The sequence below is a fragment of the Streptomyces sp. NPDC043812 genome (assembly GCF_056436245.1).
This window is the reverse complement of sequence record NZ_JBWKCY010000011.1, coordinates 248,579-267,370: the sequence shown is the minus strand read 5'-3', so window position 1 is coordinate 267,370 and position 18,792 is coordinate 248,579. Positions and strand designations below refer to the sequence as shown.

Here is an 18,792-nt window from a genome sequence, read left to right as displayed (position 1 = left end):
CAGCGGTCTACCTCGCCGGGCACCAGGACGCCGCCCCGGCGGACGTCGCCAAGGCGCTCACCGACGGCGCCACGCCCGACAAGATCACCAACCCGACCGAGGGCACGCCGAACAAGCTGCTGAAGGTCGTCGAGTGACCGAGGGCGAGAAGCCGTAGGGGCAGTCCCTGCCATTCCGCCGGTGCGTCCGGCGGAATCACGCGGGGACGTCCCCGGCTGTTGAGCCGGCGGCCGCCGTGCCCTCCCCCACGGGGCACGGCGGCCGCCTTATCGTGTGCCCATGACGACGAGGTATGCGGCGCTGCTGCGCGGGATCAACGTGGGCGCCAAGAAGAAGGTCCCGATGAACCGACTCCGCGTGCTCCTCGAGGAGTTGGGGCACCGCGACGTGGCCACGTACCTGCAGAGCGGCAACGCGATGTTCAGCAGCGACGAGGCCGACGAGCGGGTGCTCGCCCAGGCCATCGAGGATGCGATCGAGCAGGACCTCGGCTTCCGCGTCGACACACTCGTGCGCGGCAGCGACTACCTGGCGGCGGTCGCCGACGCCTGTCCGTTCCCGGCCGCCACGCTGGAGGGCAAGCAGCTGCATGTGACCTATCTGTCCGAGACACTCGCACCCGAACGGCTGGCCTCCGTCGATCCCGCAGAACACCTGCCGGAGGAGTTCCGGCTCGGCGACCGGGCGCTGTACCTGTACACCCCGGACGGTCTCGGCCGCTCGAAACTCGCCGCGGCACTGGCGCGACCGTCCCTGACGAAAGGGGTCGTCGCCACCACCCGGAACTGGAACACCGTCGTCAAACTGGTGGAGATGACCCGTGCCTGAGCCCGCAACGGAAGCCGTGAACGCAGCGATGGAGGCGGAGTTCCGGCTGCTCGACCCGGCGGTGCGGTCCTCGCCCGAGCTGCTCGCGGATCTGCTGCACCCGGACTACGAGGAGTTCGGCACGTCGGGCCGGCTGTGGACCCGCCAGTCGATCATGGCCGCGCTGCGGGCCAGGGACGCCCCCGTGCCGCGGGAGATCACCACGTCCCGGATGAAGGGCGCGCTGCTCGCGCCCGGCGTGGTCCATCTGACGTTCGACACCGAGTCCGGCGCCCACCGGGCACACCGCAGTTCGATCTGGCGGCTGACGGACGGGAACTGGCTGCTCTACTTCCACCAGGGCACGCGTTTCGAGGAGGAGGGCGACCCGTCACCGGTGGCGGGCGGAGCCGTCGGTTGACTGAAATGGCCCAAGGGAACAGCGTGCAAGTGGACCGCAGACACGTGCCACTTGCTGGCTAGGGTCGACGCCATGGACACCACGGAGACCACCGGGAACACCGTCGTCGACTTCTACTTCGACCCCGTCTGCCCCTTCGCCTGGATCACCTCCCGCTGGATGCTCGAGGTCGAACGCGAACGCACCATCGACCTCCGCTTCCGGTTGATGAGCCTGTATCTGCACAACGTCGGCAACGAACTCCCGGACTGGTACCGCGACCTGGTCGACCGCTCCCTCGGGCTCGTCCGCGTCGTCGCGGCCGCCGCGCGGCAGCACGGCGACGGAGTGCTGCGCGAGCTGTACACCGAGCTCGGCACCCGCATCCACCAGGACAAGAACGACGACTTCGACGATGTGGCCGCCCGGTCGCTCGCCGCACTCGGCCTGCCCGCCGCGCTCGCCGATGCGGCCCGGGACCCGTCCTGGGACGACGCGGTGCGCGCCAGTCACGAGGTGGGCAAGGACCCCGCTGCCGACGGCTACGTCGGCACCCCCACCATCCATGTCGACGGCACGGTCTGGTTCGGACCGGTCCTCAACGCGGTTCCGCGCGGGCCGAGGGCCGGCGAACTCTTCGACAGTTTCCGCGTCCTCGCGGGCCACCCCGACCTGTTCGAGATCAAGCGCACCCGCACGGGCAGCCTGGTGTTCGACTGACGGGGTCGCGCCCGGCGTCAGGCCGTCGCCGCCACCAGGCGCTGCTCCAGCGCCTCGTCGTGCCGGGCGAGGAGCAGCCGCGCCAGCTCCGGCGCCGGGCCCAGCACATCCGCGAGGACATCGGCCCCCGCCGCACCGGCAGCGATGCGGTCGGGCAGCCGGCCGGGGGCGATCACGTAGGGGGCGACCGCCACACGGCGCACGCCCGAGGCGCGCAGCTCGCGCACCGCGTCCTCGGTGCGCGGAAGGGATGCGGAGGCGAACGCAGGTCGCACGGCGCACCAACCGGTGTGCCGCAGCTCCCGCGCTGTTTCGGCGATCACTGCGATCGCCTCCGGGTCTGTGGAGCCCGCCGCAGCCAGCACCAGGCCGGTCGAGCTCTTGTCGGCGGGCGTGAGCCCCGCCTCGTACAGCCGCCGCTCGACGGCGGACAGCAGCATCGGTGACGGGCCGAGCACATCCGCCTGCCGGATGCGCAGGGACGGCGGCGCCGTGCGCAGCACGGCGGGGATGTCCGCCTTGGCGTGGAAGGCGCGGGTCAGCAGCAGCGGCATGGCCACCACGTCCCGTACGCCCTGCGACGCGAGCCGGTCCAGCACCCCGGAGACCGACGGAAGGTTGAAGTCCAGGAAGCCGACTTCCACCCGCAGCCCGGGCTGCAGCGCCTGCACACACCGGGTGAGGGCATGCACGGTCGACGCATGCCGCGGATCGCGGCTGCCGTGGGCGATGACGAGGAGGACGGGTCGGTTCATGGTGCGCTCAGTTCTTCACCAGCAGGCCGCGGCGGCGCAGCACCGCACGCTCCAGCGGGCTGAAAATCAGCAGATCGATGGCGATACCCACGATCAGGATCAGGATGATGGCCAGGAAGATCCCCGCCATGTCGATGTTGTTGCGACCGTTCTCCAGCAACTGGCCGAGCCCCAGGCCCAGCTCGGGCGAGGAGGCGATGATCTCGGCAGCCATCAGCGATCGCCACGAGAACGCCCAGCCCTGCTTCAACCCCGCCAGATAGCCGGGGAGCGCCGCCGGCATCACGATGTGCCAGGCGCCGCGCAGCCCGGTCGCGCCCAGCGTGCGGCCCGCCCGCAGGAACAGCGGTGGCACCTGGTCGACGCCCGCCACCAGGCCGTTGGCGATGGACGGCACCGCGCCGAGCAGGATCACCGCGTACATCATCGAGTCGTTGAGACCGAGCCAGAGGACCGCGGGAGCCACCCAGGCCACCGACGGCAGGGACTGCAGCCCGGAAAGAATGGGGCCGATCGCGGCGCGGACGAACTTCACCCGTGAGACCAGCAGTCCCAGCGGAGTGCCGATGGCGAGCGCCAGCAGAAAGCCGAACAGGGCGCGGGAGACGCTGGTCCAGAGCACCTCGAGCAGCGTGCCCGCCAGCCACATGTCGGTCAGGCTGTTCCACACCGCGCCCGGCGCCGGAAGCTTGTACTCGTCGGTGACCTTCCCCCACACCAGGAGCTGCCACACGACCAGCACCAGTGCGACGGCCACCACCGGCGGCAGGACCTTGCCCAGCAGCACCTCGCGCACGGGCGTACGGCGCACCTGCACCGCGTCCAGCGCGTCGAGGCCCGCCTCCAGGCCCGCGATGTCCTGGGCGTCGGTCTTGGCGGTCGTCTCAGTGCTGGCCATGACGGCGGATCTCCCCACGCAGTTCTTCGGTGATCTCGACGGACAGCTCCGCCACGGCGGCGTCCTCGATGCGGCGCGGCTGCGGCAGCCCGATGCGCCACTCCCGGGCGATCCGGCCCGGCCGGGACGACAGCAGCACCACACGCTCGGCCAGCCGCACGGCCTCGCGCACGTTGTGGGTGACGAACAGCACCGACAGGTTCGTCTCGCGCCAGATGCGCGTCAGTTCGTCGTGCAGCACGTCGCGGGTGATGGCGTCCAGCGCCGCGAACGGCTCGTCCATCAGCAGCAGATCACTGTCCTGGGCGAGCGCGCGGGCCAGAGCCACACGCTGACGCATTCCGCCGGACAGCTCGTGCACCCGCTTCCCGTACGAGCCGTTCAGCCGCACCAGCTCCAGCAGCCGCTCCGCCTCGGTGCGCCGCTCGGACTTCTGCACGCCGCGCAGCCGCAGAGCGAGCTCGATGTTCTTGCCCGCGGTCAGCCACGGGAACAGCGCGTGCTCCTGGAACATCAGGGCCGGCCGGCCGCCGGGGGTCTCGATGGACCCCGCGGTCGGCCGGTCGAGCCCCGCGACCAGATTGAGCAGCGTCGACTTGCCGCAGCCCGAGGCCCCGAGGAGGGTGACGAACTCGCCGGGAGCGACATCGAGCGTGATGTCGTCCAGGACGAGCTGGGGGCCGGTGGGTCCGGCGAAGGACTTGGAGACATGCCCGATACGGGCCGCGTACTCCACGCTCACGCGGTCCTCGGCCTTGGCGAGGGCAGTGGCCATGGTCGTCACCTCCTGGGAACTCGGCTGCTACGGGATTACTTGACGCCGAGTCCGGCGTCGGCGACCTCGGGCTTGCCCGCGGCCTTGAGAACCTTGTTCAGCGGCTTCAGGTCGTAGATCCCGGCGAGGTCCGGCTCCTCCAGCAGACCTGCCTTCACCGCGTGACCGGCCTGCGCCTCCAGCGTCGCCGCCAGCGGGTCGTCGGTGAACTGGATGGACTTCCACGCCGGGTCGATGACCTCGGCACCCAGCGGCTTGCCGGTGAGCGACTTCAGCTTGGCGTTCGCCGACGCCTTCGCCGTGTCCGGGTTGGCGTTGATCCAGTCGTTCGTCTTCACCGAACCGCGCAGCACCGCCTCGACGATGTCCGGGTGCTCGGTGAGGAACTTCTGCGACACGATGATGTTCGTGATCACGAACTTCTTGTCCGGCCACAGCGTGGACTCGTCGAGCAGTACCTTCGCGCCTTCGCTGACCAGCTTGGACGCGGTCGGCTCAGGCACCCACGCGCCGTCGATGGAACCGGACTTGTAGGCATCCGGTGCGACCTTGTTCTCGGTGCGGACCACGGAGACGTCGCCCTTGCCGCTCTGGGCGTCGACGTTCCAGCCCTTCTCCTTGATCCAGTTGAGGAACGCCACGTCCTGGGTGTTGCCCAGCTGCGGGGTGGCGATCTTCTTGCCCTTGAGGTCGTCCAGGGTCTTGATCTTCTTCGGGTTGACGACCAGCTTCACGCCGCCGGACGCCGATCCGCCGATGATGCGCAGGTTCTGGCCCTTGGACTTGGAGTAGCCGTTGATCGCGGGCGAGGGGCCGATGAAGCCGATGTCGATCGAGTCGGCGTTGAGCGCCTCGATCTCGGAGGGGCCGGCGTTGAAGGTCGACACCTTCAGTTCCGTGCCGCCCAGCTCCTTCTGGATGATGCCCTCTTGGTCGCCCACCAGGGCGGTGGCGTGCGTGAGGTTCGGGAAGTAACCGATCCTCACCTCGTCGGCCGAGAGCTTCTCGCCCTCGGCGGCCACCTTCTTGTCTTCGGTCTTCGCTTCCGAGCCGTAGCCGCAGGAGGCGAGAGCGCCGATCAGCAGCGGCAGGGCGGCGGCAGCGGCGAGACTGCGGCGCAGGGTGGTACGGGTGGCAGGCACGGGAGGCTTTCCTCTCGTTGGCCCGGCGGTCACGGACTCATGTCGTGGCCGGGAGATCGGCAGGTCTTCGGCGGTGCGGGGTGCGGGGGGTGTGGGCGCGCAGGCAGTGCGCGTACGTCATCGCGCACATCGCGCCACCCCGCCCGTGCCCGCGCCGAGGGCGCCGCTGCCGACCCGGCCGCCCTCCTTCGCGAACGTCGCGTAGATGTCGGTACTGGCGTTGAGCGTGTCCGCGCCGAGGGCGCCTCCCCCAGACTTCGTCCGGGGGGACCCCCAGCCGACCCGGCCGCCCTCCTTCGCGAACGTCGCGTAGATGTCCGTCATCAGAAGTCCCAGCCCTCGTCGTCGGCCTCGGCCACGGGCTCCGCCTCGGCGGCGAACGCGGCGCCGGCCATACCGGCCGCGAGCGTGGTGCCGTCCGCGGGGTCGATCAGCAGGAACGAGCCGGTGCGGCGGGAGTCGGCGTACGAGTCGAGCGCCAGCGGCTCGGCGGTACGGACCTTGACCCGGCCGATGTCATTGGCCACCAGCTGCCCGGGGGCCGGGTGCTGGGACAGGTCGTCGAGGGTGAGCCGCGACGGGATCTCCTTGACGATCGCCTTCACCGTGCGGGTGGTGTGCTTGAGCAGTACCCGCTGGCCGACGGCGAGCGGCTGGTCGGCGACATGGCAGACGGTCGCCTCGACGTCCTGCGTGGTCGGCGGCGCGTCGCCGCTCGGCACGATGAGGTCGCCGCGCGAGATGTCGATGTCGTCCTCCAGCAGGAGGGTGACCGACTGCGGTGTCCAGGCGACGTCCACCGACTCGCCCAGCAGATCGATCGCGGAGATCTTCGACGTACGGCCGGACGGCAGCACGGTCACGGACTCGCCGACGCGGAACGTACCGGCCGCGATCTGGCCCGCGTAGCCGCGGTAGTCGGGGTGCTCGGCGGTCTGCGGCCGGATCACGTACTGCACGGGCAGCCGGGCGTGGCAGCCGGTGAGGTCGTGGCTGACCGGCACGGTCTCCAGGTGCTCCAGCACGGTCGGTCCGCCGTACCAGTCCATGGTGGCCGAGGGCTCCACGACGTTGTCGCCGGTGAGCGCGGAGATCGGGATCGCGGTGATCTCGGGGACGCCCAGGGAGGCGGCGTACGCGGTGAACTCCTCGGCGATCTGCGCGAAGACGGGCTCGGCGTAGTCGACGAGGTCCATCTTGTTGACGGCGAGGACCACGTGCGGGACGCGCAGCAGCGCGGCGATCGCGGCGTGGCGGCGGGTCTGCTCGACGACGCCGTTGCGCGCGTCGACCAGGATCACCGTGAGCTCGGCGGTGGACGCGCCGGTCACCATGTTGCGGGTGTACTGCACGTGCCCGGGGGTGTCGGCGAGGATGAACCGCCTGCGCGTGGTGGCGAAGTAGCGGTACGCCACGTCGATGGTGATGCCCTGTTCGCGCTCGGCCCGCAGCCCGTCGGTGAGCAGCGCTAGGTCGGGCGCCTCCTGGCCGCGGTTGCGGGAGGCGTGCTCGACGGCCTCCAACTGGTCGGTGAGGACCGACTTGGAGTCGTGCAGCAGCCGCCCCACCAGGGTGGACTTGCCGTCGTCGACGGATCCCGCGGTGGCGAAGCGCAGCAGCGTGGTGGCCGAAAGCTGCTCGGTCAGCTGCTCGGTGGTGCTCGTCATGTCTAGAAGTACCCTTCGCGCTTGCGGTCTTCCATCGCAGCCTCGGACATCTTGTCGTCGGCGCGCGTGGCGCCCCGCTCGGTGAGCCGGGAGGCGGCGATCTCCGTGATCACGGCGTCGAGCGTGGTGGCGTCGGAGTCGACGGCACCGGTGCAGGACATGTCGCCGACGGTGCGGTAGCGGATGAGCCGCGTCTCGACCGTCTCGGTGTCCTTCGGGCCGCCCCACTCGCCGGCGGTCAGCCACATGCCGGAACGCTTGAACACCGCGCGCTCGTGGGCGAAGTAGATCTCGGGCAGTTCGATCTTCTCGCGCTGGATGTACTGCCAGACGTCGAGCTCGGTCCAGTTGGACAGCGGGAAGACGCGGACGTGCTCGCCGGGCGCGTGGCGGCCGTTGTAGAGCTGCCACAGCTCGGGGCGCTGACGGCGCGGGTCCCACTGGGAGAACTCGTCCCGGAGGCTGAACACCCGCTCCTTGGCGCGGGCCTTCTCCTCGTCACGCCGTCCGCCGCCGAACACCGCGTCGAAACGGTGCTGCTGGATGGCCTCGGTCAGCGGCACGGTCTGCAGCGGGTTGCGCGTACCGTCGGGCCGCTCGCGCAGCTTGCCGGCATCGATGTACTCCTGGACGGACGCCACATGGAGCCGCAGCCCATGTGCGGCGACCACACGGTCGCGGTACTCGATGACCTCGGGGAAGTTGTGTCCGGTGTCCACGTGCAGCAGCGAGAAGGGGACCGCCGCCGGGGCGAACGCCTTCAGCGCCAGATGCAGCATGACGATGGAGTCCTTGCCGCCGGAGAACAGGATCACCGGCCGCTCGAACTCGCCCGCCACCTCGCGGAAGATGTGCACCGCCTCGGACTCGAGAGCGTCCAGGTGGGTGAGCGCGTACGGGCTGTCCGTGCCCTCGCTCACGATGTCGACGCTGGTCGTCACAGAGGCCCTTTCATGAGCTTCTCCGCCCTCGCGGCGCAGAGGTGCGGCTTTCCCGTTCGTCTGCGGCCCGGCGGCCGCGAGTGCGTCGCTCACAGCAGACCCCTTTCGGTGAGCAGCGCGTGCACCGCTTCCGCGGACTCCTGCACGGTCTGGTTCTGGGACTCGATCCGCAGGTCCGGCGACTCGGGCTCCTCGTACGGGTCGTCCACACCCGTCAGCCCGCTGATCTCGCCTGCCGCCTGCTTGGCGTACAGCCCCTTCACGTCCCGTTCCGAGCAGACCTCGACCGGGGTGGCGACATGGATCTCGACGTACGCGGTGCCCTCCTGCTGGTGGCGCTTGCGCACCGCCTCACGGCTGTCCGCGTACGGAGCGATGACCGGTACCAGCACCTGCACGCCGTTCGACGCGAGCAGTTCCGCGACGAAGCCGATCCGCTGGACGTTGGTGTGCCGGTCCTCGCGGCTGAAGCCGAGGCCCGCCGAGAGGAACTCGCGGATCTCGTCCCCGTCGAGCAGCTCGACGCGGTGGCCCTCGGCGCGCAGCCGGGCGGCCAGCTCGTAGGCGATGGTGGTCTTGCCGGCGCTCGGCAGACCCGTGAGCCAGATGGTGGCTCCGGTCACGTCGTTCTCCAAAGAGTTCTGATCGGTCGTCATCAGCCGTGCAGCCCGCATTCCGTCTTGCCCCGGCCGGCCCAGCGCCCGGCGCGTACGTCCTCGCCCTCCAGCACCCGGCGCGTGCAGGGCGCGCAGCCGACGGAGGCGTAGCCGTCCATGAGGAGCGGATTGGTCAGCACGCCGTGCTCGGCGACGTAGGCGTCCACGTCGTCCTGCGTCCAGCGCGCGATCGGCGAGATCTTGACCTTCTGCCGCTTCTCGTCCCAGCCGACGACCGGGGTGTTCGCCCGGGTCGGGGACTCGTCGCGGCGCAGACCCGTCGCCCAGGCCTCGTACGCGGTCAGGCCCTCTTCCAGCGGCTTGACCTTGCGCAGCGCGCAGCAGAGGTCGGGGTCGCGGTCGTGCAGCCTGGGACCGTACTCGGCGTCCTGCTCGGCCACGGTCCGGCGCGGCGTGAGCGTGATGACATTGACGTCCATCACGGCGTCCACGGCGTCGCGCGTGCCGATGGTCTCCTCGAAGTGGTAGCCGGTGTCGAGGAAGACGACGTCCACTCCGGGGAAGGCGCGGGAGGCGAGATGGGCGACGACCGCGTCCTCCATCGAGGAGGTGACGCAGAAACGCTTGCCGAAGGTCTCCGCGGCCCACGTCAGGATGTCGAGTGCCGAGGCGTCCTCGAGGTCGCGTCCGGCCTGCTCGGCCAGCGACTTGAGATCCCGTTCGGCCTGAACCGTCGTCATATCTCTTCCCCTCCACCGTCGTTGCGCTGAAGTCCTCGGGTCAGCAGACCGAGGAACTTCAACTGGAAGGCCCGGTTGCACGCCGCGCATTCCCAGGCGCCGTGACCCTCTTCGCTGGGACGCAGATCCTCGTCGCCGCAGTACGGGCAGTAGAACGGCGCAGCCCGCTCGCTCATGACAGGGCCTCCTCGCTCGCCCGTGCCGCCCATGTCGCGAAGCGCTCGCCGTCCTCGCGCTCCGCCTCGAAGCGCTTGAGGACCCGCTCCACGTAGTCGGGCAGCTCGGCCGAGGTGACCTTCAGTCCGCGGACCTTGCGGCCGAAGGCGGCGTCCAGCCCGAGGGCGCCGCCCAGGTGCACCTGGTAGCCCTCGACCTGGTTGCCGTCGCCGTCCAGCATGAGCTGGCCCTTGAGACCGATGTCCGCGGTCTGGATACGGGCGCAGGCGTTGGGGCAGCCGTTGATGTTGATGGTGATCGGCTCGCCGAACTCCGGGAGGCGGCGCTCCAGTTCGTCGATCAGCGCGGAGCCGCGGCCCTTGGTCTCGACGATCGCGAGCTTGCAGAACTCGATGCCGGTGCAGGCCATGGTGCCGCGCCGGAACGAGGACGGCTTGACCTGCAGGTCCAGCGCCTCCAGGCCGGAGACCAGCGAGTCGATCTGCTGCTCGGTCACGTCGAGCACGATCATCTTCTGCTCGACGGTGGTGCGCACCCGGCCGGAGCCGTGCGTCTCGGCCAGTTCGGCGATCTTGGTGAGTGTCGCGCCGTCGACGCGGCCGACGCGCGGCGCGAAGCCGACGTAGAAGCGTCCGTCCTGCTGGCGGTGGACGCCCACGTGGTCACGCCAGTGCTGGACGGGCTGCTGCGGCGCGGGCCCGTCGACCAGCTTCCGCTGCAGGTACTCGTCCTCCAGCACCTGACGGAACTTCTCGGCACCCCAGTCGGCCACCAGGAACTTCAGACGGGCACGGTTGCGCAGCCGCCGGTAGCCGTAGTCGCGGAAGATCGAGACGACGCCCTCCCAGGCGTCGGGGACCTCGTCCAGCGGGACCCAGGCGCCGAGACGGACACCGAGCTTGGGGTTGGTGGACAGGCCACCGCCGACCCAGAGGTCGAACCCGGGGCCGTGCTCCGGGTGCTCGACACCGACGAACGCGATGTCGTTGATCTCGTGCGCCACGTCCAGCAGCGGGGAACCGGAGACCGCCGTCTTGAACTTGCGGGGCAGGTTCGAGAACTCCTTGTTGCCGATGTAGCGGCGGTGGATCTCGTCGATCGCCGGGCTGCCGTCGATGATCTCGTCCTCGGCGATGCCGGCGACCGGCGAGCCGAGGATGGTGCGCGGGGTGTCACCGCACGCCTCGGTCGTCGACAGGCCCACGGCCTCCAGCCGGCGCCAGATCTCCGGCACGTCCTCGATGCGGATCCAGTGGTACTGCACGTTCTGCCGGTCCGTGAGGTCGGCGGTGCCGCGCGCGAACTCCTGGGAGATCTCGCCGATGACCCGCAGCTGCTCGGTGGTCAGCCGTCCACCGTCGATGCGCACCCGCAGCATGAAGAACTCGTCGTCCAGCTCCTCCGGCTCCAGGATCGCGGTCTTGCCGCCGTCGATCCCGGGCTTGCGCTGGGTGTACAGGCCCCACCAGCGCATCCGTCCGCGCAGGTCGGCGCCGTCGATGGAGTCGAAACCGCGGTGGGCGTAGATCGTCTCAATGCGTGTCCGCACATTGAGACCGTCGTCGTCCTTCTTGGTCTGCTCGTTGCCGTTGAGCGGAGTGTGGTGGCCCATCGCCCACTGGCCCTCGCCACGGTGTCGCCCCGGCTTGCGGCGGGGCGTGGCGGAGGCGGGCTTTTCGGGGGTGGCGGCCATGGCGATATGTCCTTCGAGACTGCAGGAGGGCGGCTCTGAGCTGCACACTCGCGACGAGGGCGCGACAGTGCGCAGGGCGGGGTGAAGAAGAGGAGAAGCGCGGCTGTGCTGGGCTGTCAGCAGGCCGGACAGATGGCGCTGGACATGCGGCCGAGGTCGACGTGCCGCCGACTCACCAAGGCAATTCCAGTGCTAGACATGACGGAAGCGTGTCATGGGACTTTGGACCCAGTCCAGCTTCATCCAGAATGTGGACAACACTGTCCCGAATCGCGAGACAGTGTGTCACGGGTCACCGCAGGGCGTACGTGCGAGGGAGCGATCAGGCGCCCGGCCACGGTCCGGGGGCCGCCACCTCGTCCTCCTCGGCGACCTTGGTGTCGAAGAGCGTGAAGCCGCGGCGCAGATAGTTGTCCATCGCGTGCGGGCCGTCCTTGGAGCACGTGTGCAGCCACACCCGCCGGGTCTCCGGCAGCCCCGGCCACCGCTCGGCCAGGTCCCAGGCGCGCGCGACGCCGTACGACAGCAGATGCCCGCCGATGCGGCGGCCGCGGAATGCAGGGACCAGCCCGAAGTAGACGATCTCCACGGCGCCGCCGTCCTGGGCCTCCAGCTCCACATAGCCCGCCGGCGTCCCCCTGTCGTAGGCCACCCAGGTCTCCACACCCGGGCGCCCCAGGTACTTCTCCCATTCGGCGTACGTCATGCCGAGCCGGTCGGTCCAGCGGATGTCCCCGCCGACGGCCGTATAGAGGAAGCGGCTGAACTCGGGCGAGGGGACCTCGGCCCGCACGATCCGTATGTCCCCCTCGGGCACGGACGCCGGCCGCTGATCGGCGGGCGACCTCTGCTCCAGGGACCAGGTGGTCACAGAGATGCTCATGCGCGCCAGGGAATCATGCCGCCGGGATCCGGCCAAACGACGCCTTCCGCCCCCGTGCGCAGGCCGGGCCCCGCCGCCCCGCCCCGCGCGCCGCCGGTCAGCGCGACCTCGACCGCCGCACCGCGGGCGCCGCCGAGTGCGGCAGCAGATCGTCCAGGTGCTCCGGTGTCACCAGCTCCACCTCGATGTCCTCCGCGAACCGGTACGGACGGTGGGCCAGCACCTGCGCGAGATACCGGCGCAGTCGCGACATCTCCGCCCGCACCGTCACCCTGCGCGTCCGGTCCGCGAAGATGTCCTCCGCCAGCTCCGCCGCGCTCCGCCCCTCCCGGTGCAGCGCCAGGACGTACAACAACTCGGCATGGCGGGGGCTCAGCTCGTACGTCCAGCTGCCCGAGCCGCCGGACACCCGCACGGACGGCCGCCGCGGCCGGCTGAGATCGAGCACCACCCGTCTCGGCACCTCGGGAGCGGCCTCGTCGTCCACCCGCACCAGCCAGCCGCCAGGCAGCGGCTCGACCGAACACATCCCCAGCGACGGCAGCCACAGCCGGCCGGCGCGCGCCGACTTCGGCAGCCCGAGCCGTCCGGGCGGCGCCATTCCCGTCACCGCGGCCGGCCAGCCGTTCACGTCCACGGCCACGGCACGGCCGTTGATCCGGCTCAGCAGCGGGGCCGCAACCGTGCGCAGCCGGTCCAGCGCCTCCAGATGGCGGTTGCGCAGTTCCGCCTCCGCGAGCCGGGCGACCGAGGTGACCAGAGCGAGGGTCGCCGGATGCATGGTGGACAGCGGCCCGCTCAGGTCGACGACGCCGATGAGCCTGCCGTCGCGGGGATCGGTGATCGGGGCGCCCGCGCACGTCCAGGTGTGGTGCGTGGAGACGAAATGCTCGGCGGAGTGCACCTGCACCGGGCGCCGGGTGACCAGCGGGGTACCCACCCCGTTGGTGCCCACCACGCTCTCGTTCCAGTCCGCGCCCGGTACGAAGCCGTGCGAGTCACCCTTGCGCAGCACCGCTGGGCTGCCCTCCCGCCACAGCAGCCGCCCGTCCGCGTCCGCGACGACCATGATGTGCTGCGCCGCCTCCGCCATGGACACCAGTCCGTCCCGCAGCACAGGCAGCACCTCCAGCAGCGGTGAGGCCAGTCGGCGGCGTTCGATCTCCTCCAGCGGCAGCAGCCCCGCCCGGCGGTCACGGTCGGGGTGGAGCCCGTTGCGGAGCATCCGCTGCCAGGACTCGTCGATGTCCGTCCGCGGCCCCACGTCCGGGCGGCGGCCGGCGAGCGCGGCATCCCGTACGCCCTTCAGCAGCCGCAAAGCGTCCGTGGTGTCCATGGCGGCGAGTCTGGCCAGATCGAGCGATGCGTTCTGCACTGGGTCCTCCTCGATGACTCCAGCGTCCGGAGTGGGGGTGGCCGGGCCATCCTCTCCCTTTTCGGACACCGCGCGCCGCGATACGCCCCACAAGGATGCAACCCTTTGCAACCGTCGCGAACGGGCGTGCGCCTGTACGAAGGTGACGGAACACCGGTTCGCCGGTGAGGGTGGTGCCGTGTCGGCGCAGCACCACCCAACACGTCACGGGCGCGTGCCGTAGCACCACGGTTCGCGCCCGTTCGACGTGCTCAGACCACGGCCCGCGCCCTCTCCACGACCGGCGCCAGGTCCAGCGGATGCGGCAGCGTCCCGAACGCCGCCCCCCAGTCACCGCCCAGCCGCGACGCACAGAACGCGTCGGACACCTCGGACGGTGCCCACCGCACCAGCAGCGAGCCCTGCAGGACCAGCGCCATGCGCTCCGCCAGCCGACGCGCCCGCGCCTCGATGCCGTCCAGATCGGCCAGCTCCGTCAGCAGGTCCTTGATCGCCGCGTCCAGCCGGTGATCGGCGCCGCGCGCCCTGCCCACCTCCTGCAGATAGGCGTTCAGCGCCGCCGGCTCCCTCTGGAGAACCCGCAGCACGTCCAGCGCCTGGACGTTGCCCGAGCCCTCCCAGATCGAGTTGAGCGGTGACTCGCGCAGCAGCCGGGGCATGCCGGACTCCTCCACGTAGCCGTTGCCGCCCAGGCACTCCAGCGCCTCGGCCACCGTCGGGGTGCACCGCTTGGTCACCCAGTACTTGGCCACGGGCACCGCGAGCCGCAGGAACGCCCGCTCCTGCTCGGCGCCCGCGTCGTACGACGCCGCCAGCCGCAGCGCCAGCGTCGTCGCCGCCTCCGACTCCAGGGCCAGGTCCGCCAGCACGTTGCGCATCAGCGGCTTGTCGATCAGCAGCCCGCCGAAGGCGCTGCGGTACGCGGTGTGGTGGACCGCCTGCGCGACCGCCTGCCGCATCAGCGCTGCCGAGCCGACGACGCAGTCGAGCCGGGTCGCGGCCACCATCTCGATGATGGTGCGCACCCCGCGGCCCTCGTCGCCGACCCGCCTCGCCCACGTCCCGTCGAACTCGACCTCGCCGGACGCGTTGGACCTGTTGCCGAGCTTGTCCTTCAGCCGCTGGATCCTGAAGACGTTCCGCGTGCCGTCCTCCAGCACACGGGGCACCAGGAAGCAGGTCGGCTCTCCCTCGTGGCCTTCGGCGCGGGAGGTGTCCCCAGCAGCCCGGGCCAGCACCAGGAAACCGTCACTCATCGGCGCGGAGCAGAACCACTTGTGACCGGTCAACAGGTACTCGCCGTCGGCGGACAGCACCTCTGCGCGCGTCGTGTTCGTGCGGACGTCGCTGCCGCCCTGCTTCTCGGTCATGCCCATACCGAACAGCGAACCGGCCTTCAGCGCGGCCGGCCGCAGCCCCGCCTCGTACACCGTCGAGGTCAGCCGGGGCTCCCACTCGGCGGCGATCGCGGGATCCGTGCGCAGGGCGGGCACCGCGGCGTGTGTCATCGACAGCGGGCAGCCGTGCCCGGCCTCCGCCTGCGTCCACACCAGGAACCCGGCGGCCCGCCTGACGTGCCCGGCGGGCCTGCCCCACGCGTCGACCAGACCTGCGGAGACGGCGTGGCCCAGCAGCCGGTGCCAGGCGGGATGGAAGTCGACCTCGTCGATCCGGTTGCCGTAGCGGTCGTGGGTGCGCAGTTTCGGAGGGTTCTCGTCCGCCTGCACGCCCCACTCCTGGACCTGGGCGGATCCCGCCGCCTGCCCGAGGGCGCACAGCTCCTCCCGAACGCCGTCGAGAAGGTCGGGAGGGACGTGTCGGCCGACCGCCTCCCCGAGGACTCTGTCGGAGGCGAAGACGTCGTACCCCACCAGGGGCGGAGCCTGGTTGGTCACGGTGTGGGTGCCGGCTGCCATGCCGATACGGTAAGGAGGTGCAGGCAGCAAATGAAACACCCGAGCGGCCCTCGGGCCGACTCCACCGGGCCCGAGTCCTCTATCGCAACGTCTCCAAGCGGAAGATGACGTGGCTGCTGCTGAAGGACACCGTCAATTCGTGCATCGAGTACCGCATCCTCGGGCTCGCGGCGGAAGCGGCGTTCTTCACGCTGCTGTCGGTGCCGCCGCTGATGCTCGGCCTGCTCGGCCTTCTCGGCTACATCGACAACTGGACCAACACCACCACCGTCGCCTCCATCGAGGAGAACATCCTCACCGCCGTCGGCACCGTGCTGTCCGAACGCGGAGTCAACGACATCGCCAAACCGCTCCTCGAGGATGTCACCCAGGGCGGCCGCCCGGACCTCATCTCCATCGGTTTCGCCATCGCCCTGTGGTCCGGGTCCCGGGCCGTGAACGTCTTCATCGACACCATCACCGTCATGTACGGCCTGGACGGGCACCGCGGCATCGTCGCCACCCGGCTGCTGGCGTTCCTGCTCTACATCGTCGCCCTGCTGATCGGCGCGGTCGTGCTGCCGCTCGCGGTGGTCGGCCCCGACCGGGTCGTGGAGCTGATGCCCTGGGGCACGGAAGTGGTAAGGGCCATGTACTGGCCGGTGGTCAGCCTGCTCTCCATCGCCTTCCTCACCACGCTCTACCACGTGTCCGTGCCCGTGCGGTCGCCATGGGTGGAGGACGTGCCCGGCGCGCTCGTGGCCCTCGCGATGTGGGTGCTGGGCAGCTTCCTGCTGCGCATCTACCTGACCAGCACCGTCGAGGGCCCCACGATCTACGGGTCGCTGGCCGCGCCCATCGCCTTCCTCCTCTGGATCGGGATCTCGGCCTTCGCCGTGCTCGTCGGCGCCGCGGTCAACGCCGCCATCGACCGGGTCTGGCCTTCGGTCGCCACGTCGGCGGCCCGCGCCGCCAACGAACGCGCCCGGGCCGCCGACGCCGCGGAGCTGCTGGCCCGCGCCAGAGCTGCCCATGTGTACGAGGACGAGGACGACGACGAGGACGACGAGGGGGAGGGCGGCGGGGACATGCCGTCGGAGTTCCCCGAGCGCTGGTCGAAGTTCCTGCCCCCGGACGATGTGAGGTCGCGGCTGCACACCGGCCGGGACAACGGCAAGGACCAGCCACGCGACAACGGGTGGGACGGGAGCGAGTAGCGTCCCGCGCCGGAGCCCGCGCCGGAGCCCGCGCCGGAGCCCGCGCCGGAGCCCGCGCCGGAGCAAGCGGCCGGGGACGCCGCGGAATCAGCCTCCCGGAGGCCGCAGGCGCGGCCTATCCTCGGGGACATGTACCAGGAACGGGCGTCGCTGCTGGACGGCGCGGTCGTCTGGAGCCGGTCCGGGCCCGCAGGGGACGGTCCGGTGTACCCCGTGCTCCCCGACGGCTGCATGGACCTGCTCTGGACCGACGGCAGGCTGCTCGTCGCGGGACCCGACACCCACGCCCACCCGCCCGGCGGCGCCCCCGGCGCCCGGTGGGCAGGGATTCGCTTCGCGCCGGGCGCCGCGCCCGCGTTCTTCGGCGTTCCCGCCCATGAACTGCGTGACCGGCGCGTGGAGCTCGCGGACCTGTGGGGCGCGGCCGAGGCACACAGGCTCGCCGCCCGTGTCGACGGCGCCGACCCGACCACCGGACTGGAGACCGTCGCCCTGCACCGGGCCGCCCGGACCGGGCCGCCGGACCCGCTGATCGAACGGATCGCAGGGCACCTGGAGGCGGGAGGCACGGTCGCGGCGGCCGCCGACGCCGCCGGGCTCGGCGCCCGGCAGCTGCACCGCCGCGCCCTGGACGCCTTCGGCTACGGGCCCAAGACCCTCGCACGCATCCTGCGGCTGCAGCGCGCGCTGACGCTCGTCCGCGCCGGCGTCCCGTACGCCGAGGCCGCCGTCGCCGCGGGCTGCGCCGACCAGGCCCACCTCGCCCGCGAGATGCGCGCGCTGGCCGGGACCACCCTCGGCGCCTACGAAGCGTTGGCGAAGAGCGAGACGCCCACGCCGTCGGGGTCGAGCACGACCGCGTAACGCTGCCCCCACACGGCGTCCCAGGGCTTGAGGTGGCTCCGGTAACCGGCCGCGACCAGCTCGTCGTGGACCGCGTCGACCTCGGCGGGAGCGTCGCACAGGAAGCACAGGCCGAGGCGGTCGCCGCCGGACGGGGGCGACCAGTCGGGGTCGAAGGACCGCATGGTCTCCTCCGTGTCCCACAGCACCCGCAGCCCGCTCGGGAGGGTCGCTTCCGCGTGCGGTGCGGAGTCCGCTTCGGCGGGGATGTCGAGTCCTAGACGGCGGTAGAAGGCGAGCGAGGCGGCCATGTCGGTGACGACCAGGCCGATGGCGTCGAATTGTGGAGTCATGGCGCCACCGTAGGGCGGACCGCGACGCACGGTCTTGAACGAATCGGACGTCGCCGCGACGTCGCCGCCTCCGACCGCACACAGCCGCGGTGTCATGGGCCGACGTCATGGGTCGACGTCATGGGTCGACGTCATGGATTCGTAAGGCGGCGCAGGTGATCGGGAGCGCCGTGGGCGGCCACACTGGCGGTATGCACAACATCTTGGTCGTCGACGACGATCCGACCGTGGCCGAGGTCGTCACCGGATATCTGGAGCGTGCCGGCTTCACCGTGGACCGAGCGGCGGACGGGCATCAGGCGCTCCGGCTCGCCGCCGGACGCCGCCCCGATCTCGTCGTGCTCGACCTGATGCTTCCCGGCATGGACGGACTGGAGGTGTGCCGCAGGCTGCGCGCGGGCGGGACGGAATCCGTACCTGTCATCATGCTGACCGCGCGTGGGGACGAGGACGACCGGATCCTGGGGCTGGAGGTCGGGGCCGACGACTATGTGACCAAGCCGTTCAGTCCCCGGGAGCTGGTGCTGAGGGTCGAGTCCGTCCTGCGCCGCGGCCGGGCACCGGGGGAGCGGCGCGGCGGCCCCGAGCTCGCCGCCGCCGGCATCGTGCTGGATCCTGCCGCCCGGCGGGCCGTCAAGGACGGCCGGGAACTCGCCCTGACCCTGCGGGAGTTCGACCTGCTCGCGCATCTGATGCGGCACCCGGGCGAGGCGATCGGCCGGGAGCGGCTGATGCAGGACGTGTGGGGCTGGGAGTTCGGCGACCTGTCGACCGTGACCGTCCATGTGCGGCGGCTGCGCGGAAAGATCGAGGACGACCCGGCCCGGCCGCGGCTCATCCACACCGTGTGGGGCGTGGGCTACCGCTTCGATGCCCCGGAGGAGGACTGATCGC

At 70.9% G+C, this 18,792-nt stretch carries 22 protein-coding genes and 1 pseudogene; 7 read left to right on the top strand and 16 right to left on the bottom strand.

Annotated features, from left to right (window positions below; all coding sequences use genetic code 11):
* The 4 genes and pseudogenes from AC067Z_RS18835 to AC067Z_RS18820 all read left to right on the top strand — a co-directional run.
* Positions 1 to 137, top strand: a pseudogene (locus AC067Z_RS18835) (S8 family peptidase); the annotation flags it as partial.
* Between the two features lie 142 nt (positions 138 to 279).
* Positions 280 to 828, top strand: coding sequence for a DUF1697 domain-containing protein (locus AC067Z_RS18830; protein WP_478790644.1), 549 nt, complete (start codon positions 280 to 282; stop codon positions 826 to 828).
* Complete coding sequence (locus AC067Z_RS18825) at positions 821 to 1,228, top strand: nuclear transport factor 2 family protein (RefSeq protein WP_478790643.1); 408 nt, start codon at positions 821 to 823, stop codon at positions 1,226 to 1,228. The genes AC067Z_RS18830 and AC067Z_RS18825 overlap by 8 nt, the downstream gene beginning before the upstream one ends.
* A 72-nt stretch (positions 1,229 to 1,300) precedes the next feature.
* Complete coding sequence (locus AC067Z_RS18820) at positions 1,301 to 1,927, top strand: mycothiol-dependent nitroreductase Rv2466c family protein (RefSeq protein WP_478790642.1); 627 nt, start codon at positions 1,301 to 1,303, stop codon at positions 1,925 to 1,927.
* Between the two features lie 17 nt (positions 1,928 to 1,944).
* On the opposite strand, the gene AC067Z_RS18815 is transcribed toward AC067Z_RS18820, so the two are convergent.
* The 15 genes from AC067Z_RS18815 to AC067Z_RS18745 form a co-directional block, all read right to left on the bottom strand.
* Positions 1,945 to 2,682, bottom strand: a complete 738-nt coding sequence (locus AC067Z_RS18815) for a sirohydrochlorin chelatase (RefSeq protein WP_478790641.1) — start codon at positions 2,680 to 2,682, stop codon at positions 1,945 to 1,947.
* 7 nt (positions 2,683 to 2,689) lie between these two features.
* Positions 2,690 to 3,580, bottom strand: coding sequence for an ABC transporter permease (locus AC067Z_RS18810; RefSeq protein ID WP_478790640.1), 891 nt, complete (start codon positions 3,578 to 3,580; stop codon positions 2,690 to 2,692).
* Entirely contained in the window at positions 3,567 to 4,355 is a 789-nt protein-coding gene (locus AC067Z_RS18805; RefSeq protein ID WP_478790639.1) for an ABC transporter ATP-binding protein, read from the bottom strand. The genes AC067Z_RS18810 and AC067Z_RS18805 overlap by 14 nt, the downstream gene beginning before the upstream one ends.
* 35 nt (positions 4,356 to 4,390) lie before the next feature.
* Complete coding sequence (locus AC067Z_RS18800) at positions 4,391 to 5,497, bottom strand: aliphatic sulfonate ABC transporter substrate-binding protein (RefSeq protein WP_478790638.1); 1,107 nt, start codon at positions 5,495 to 5,497, stop codon at positions 4,391 to 4,393.
* 117 nt (positions 5,498 to 5,614) lie between these two features.
* Positions 5,615 to 5,821: a hypothetical protein gene (locus AC067Z_RS18795; RefSeq protein WP_478790657.1), complete on the bottom strand. Its 207-nt coding sequence runs from the start codon at positions 5,819 to 5,821 to the stop codon at positions 5,615 to 5,617.
* Positions 5,821 to 7,164 (bottom strand): sulfate adenylyltransferase subunit 1, encoded by a 1,344-nt coding sequence (locus tag AC067Z_RS18790; protein WP_478790637.1) that lies wholly within the window; start codon positions 7,162 to 7,164, stop codon positions 5,821 to 5,823. The genes AC067Z_RS18795 and AC067Z_RS18790 overlap by 1 nt, the downstream gene beginning before the upstream one ends.
* A 2-nt stretch (positions 7,165 to 7,166) precedes the next feature.
* Positions 7,167 to 8,105: a sulfate adenylyltransferase subunit CysD gene (gene cysD, locus AC067Z_RS18785; protein WP_478790656.1), complete on the bottom strand. Its 939-nt coding sequence runs from the start codon at positions 8,103 to 8,105 to the stop codon at positions 7,167 to 7,169.
* Positions 8,106 to 8,194: 89 nt separating this feature from the next.
* Positions 8,195 to 8,761, bottom strand: a complete 567-nt coding sequence (gene cysC / locus AC067Z_RS18780; RefSeq protein ID WP_478790636.1) for an adenylyl-sulfate kinase — start codon at positions 8,759 to 8,761, stop codon at positions 8,195 to 8,197.
* A complete protein-coding gene (locus AC067Z_RS18775) occupies positions 8,761 to 9,462 on the bottom strand; it encodes a phosphoadenylyl-sulfate reductase (RefSeq protein WP_478790635.1) in 702 nt (233 codons plus the stop codon). Before AC067Z_RS18775 ends, cysC begins: the two co-directional genes overlap by 1 nt.
* Positions 9,459 to 9,638, bottom strand: a complete 180-nt coding sequence (locus AC067Z_RS18770) for a hypothetical protein (RefSeq protein WP_078951228.1) — start codon at positions 9,636 to 9,638, stop codon at positions 9,459 to 9,461. Before AC067Z_RS18770 ends, AC067Z_RS18775 begins: the two co-directional genes overlap by 4 nt.
* Positions 9,635 to 11,332 carry a nitrite/sulfite reductase gene (locus tag AC067Z_RS18765; protein ID WP_478790634.1) on the bottom strand — a complete coding sequence of 566 codons (1,698 nt, stop codon included), beginning with the start codon at positions 11,330 to 11,332 and terminating at the stop codon, positions 9,635 to 9,637. The genes AC067Z_RS18770 and AC067Z_RS18765 overlap by 4 nt, the downstream gene beginning before the upstream one ends.
* A 116-nt stretch (positions 11,333 to 11,448) precedes the next feature.
* Positions 11,449 to 11,532: a putative leader peptide gene (locus tag AC067Z_RS18760; RefSeq protein WP_310650533.1), complete on the bottom strand. Its 84-nt coding sequence runs from the start codon at positions 11,530 to 11,532 to the stop codon at positions 11,449 to 11,451.
* Positions 11,533 to 11,654: 122 nt separating this feature from the next.
* Positions 11,655 to 12,215: a GNAT family N-acetyltransferase gene (locus tag AC067Z_RS18755; protein WP_478790633.1), complete on the bottom strand. Its 561-nt coding sequence runs from the start codon at positions 12,213 to 12,215 to the stop codon at positions 11,655 to 11,657.
* A gap of 97 nt (positions 12,216 to 12,312) precedes the next feature.
* A complete protein-coding gene (locus AC067Z_RS18750) occupies positions 12,313 to 13,590 on the bottom strand; it encodes a helix-turn-helix domain-containing protein (RefSeq protein ID WP_478790632.1) in 1,278 nt (425 codons plus the stop codon).
* Between the two features lie 251 nt (positions 13,591 to 13,841).
* Entirely contained in the window at positions 13,842 to 15,506 is a 1,665-nt protein-coding gene (locus AC067Z_RS18745) for an acyl-CoA dehydrogenase family protein (RefSeq protein ID WP_478790631.1), read from the bottom strand.
* Positions 15,507 to 15,523: 17 nt separating this feature from the next.
* On the opposite strand from AC067Z_RS18745, the gene AC067Z_RS18740 reads away from it, so the two are divergent.
* Positions 15,524 to 16,702, top strand: a complete 1,179-nt coding sequence (locus AC067Z_RS18740; RefSeq protein ID WP_478790630.1) for a YihY/virulence factor BrkB family protein — start codon at positions 15,524 to 15,526, stop codon at positions 16,700 to 16,702.
* Positions 16,703 to 16,831: 129 nt separating this feature from the next.
* Positions 16,832 to 17,566 carry a helix-turn-helix domain-containing protein gene (locus AC067Z_RS18735; RefSeq protein WP_478790629.1) on the top strand — a complete coding sequence of 245 codons (735 nt, stop codon included), beginning with the start codon at positions 16,832 to 16,834 and terminating at the stop codon, positions 17,564 to 17,566.
* On the opposite strand, the gene AC067Z_RS18730 is transcribed toward AC067Z_RS18735, so the two are convergent.
* Positions 17,506 to 17,898, bottom strand: a complete 393-nt coding sequence (locus AC067Z_RS18730) for a VOC family protein (protein ID WP_478790628.1) — start codon at positions 17,896 to 17,898, stop codon at positions 17,506 to 17,508. The two genes, AC067Z_RS18735 and AC067Z_RS18730, sit on opposite strands and share 61 nt — an antisense overlap.
* Before the next feature lie 191 nt (positions 17,899 to 18,089).
* Here AC067Z_RS18730 and AC067Z_RS18725 point away from each other — a divergent pair, with 191 nt between their 5' ends.
* Positions 18,090 to 18,788 carry a response regulator transcription factor gene (locus AC067Z_RS18725; protein ID WP_478790627.1) on the top strand — a complete coding sequence of 233 codons (699 nt, stop codon included), beginning with the start codon at positions 18,090 to 18,092 and terminating at the stop codon, positions 18,786 to 18,788.
* Positions 18,789 to 18,792 lie beyond the last annotated feature (4 nt).

Bases quoted from the DNA above. Each gene is read 5' to 3' on its own strand.
- AC067Z_RS18830 (WP_478790644.1), top strand. From the start codon at position 280: ATGACGACGAGGTATGCGGCGCTGCTGCGCGGGATCAACGTGGGCGCC.
- AC067Z_RS18820 (WP_478790642.1), top strand. From the start codon at position 1,301: ATGGACACCACGGAGACCACCGGGAACACCGTCGTCGACTTCTACTTC.
- AC067Z_RS18815 (WP_478790641.1), bottom strand. From the start codon at position 2,682: ATGAACCGACCCGTCCTCCTCGTCATCGCCCACGGCAGCCGCGATCCG.
- AC067Z_RS18810 (WP_478790640.1), bottom strand. From the start codon at position 3,580: ATGGCCAGCACTGAGACGACCGCCAAGACCGACGCCCAGGACATCGCG.
- AC067Z_RS18805 (WP_478790639.1), bottom strand. From the start codon at position 4,355: ATGGCCACTGCCCTCGCCAAGGCCGAGGACCGCGTGAGCGTGGAGTAC.
- AC067Z_RS18795 (WP_478790657.1), bottom strand. From the start codon at position 5,821: ATGACGGACATCTACGCGACGTTCGCGAAGGAGGGCGGCCGGGTCGGC.
- AC067Z_RS18790 (WP_478790637.1), bottom strand. From the start codon at position 7,164: ATGACGAGCACCACCGAGCAGCTGACCGAGCAGCTTTCGGCCACCACG.
- cysC (WP_478790636.1), bottom strand. From the start codon at position 8,761: ATGACGACCGATCAGAACTCTTTGGAGAACGACGTGACCGGAGCCACC.
- AC067Z_RS18775 (WP_478790635.1), bottom strand. From the start codon at position 9,462: ATGACGACGGTTCAGGCCGAACGGGATCTCAAGTCGCTGGCCGAGCAG.
- AC067Z_RS18770 (WP_078951228.1), bottom strand. From the start codon at position 9,638: ATGAGCGAGCGGGCTGCGCCGTTCTACTGCCCGTACTGCGGCGACGAG.
- AC067Z_RS18765 (WP_478790634.1), bottom strand. From the start codon at position 11,332: ATGGCCGCCACCCCCGAAAAGCCCGCCTCCGCCACGCCCCGCCGCAAG.
- AC067Z_RS18760 (WP_310650533.1), bottom strand. From the start codon at position 11,532: ATGTCTAGCACTGGAATTGCCTTGGTGAGTCGGCGGCACGTCGACCTC.
- AC067Z_RS18755 (WP_478790633.1), bottom strand. From the start codon at position 12,215: ATGAGCATCTCTGTGACCACCTGGTCCCTGGAGCAGAGGTCGCCCGCC.
- AC067Z_RS18745 (WP_478790631.1), bottom strand. From the start codon at position 15,506: ATGGCAGCCGGCACCCACACCGTGACCAACCAGGCTCCGCCCCTGGTG.
- AC067Z_RS18735 (WP_478790629.1), top strand. From the start codon at position 16,832: ATGTACCAGGAACGGGCGTCGCTGCTGGACGGCGCGGTCGTCTGGAGC.
- AC067Z_RS18730 (WP_478790628.1), bottom strand. From the start codon at position 17,898: ATGACTCCACAATTCGACGCCATCGGCCTGGTCGTCACCGACATGGCC.
- AC067Z_RS18725 (WP_478790627.1), top strand. From the start codon at position 18,090: ATGCACAACATCTTGGTCGTCGACGACGATCCGACCGTGGCCGAGGTC.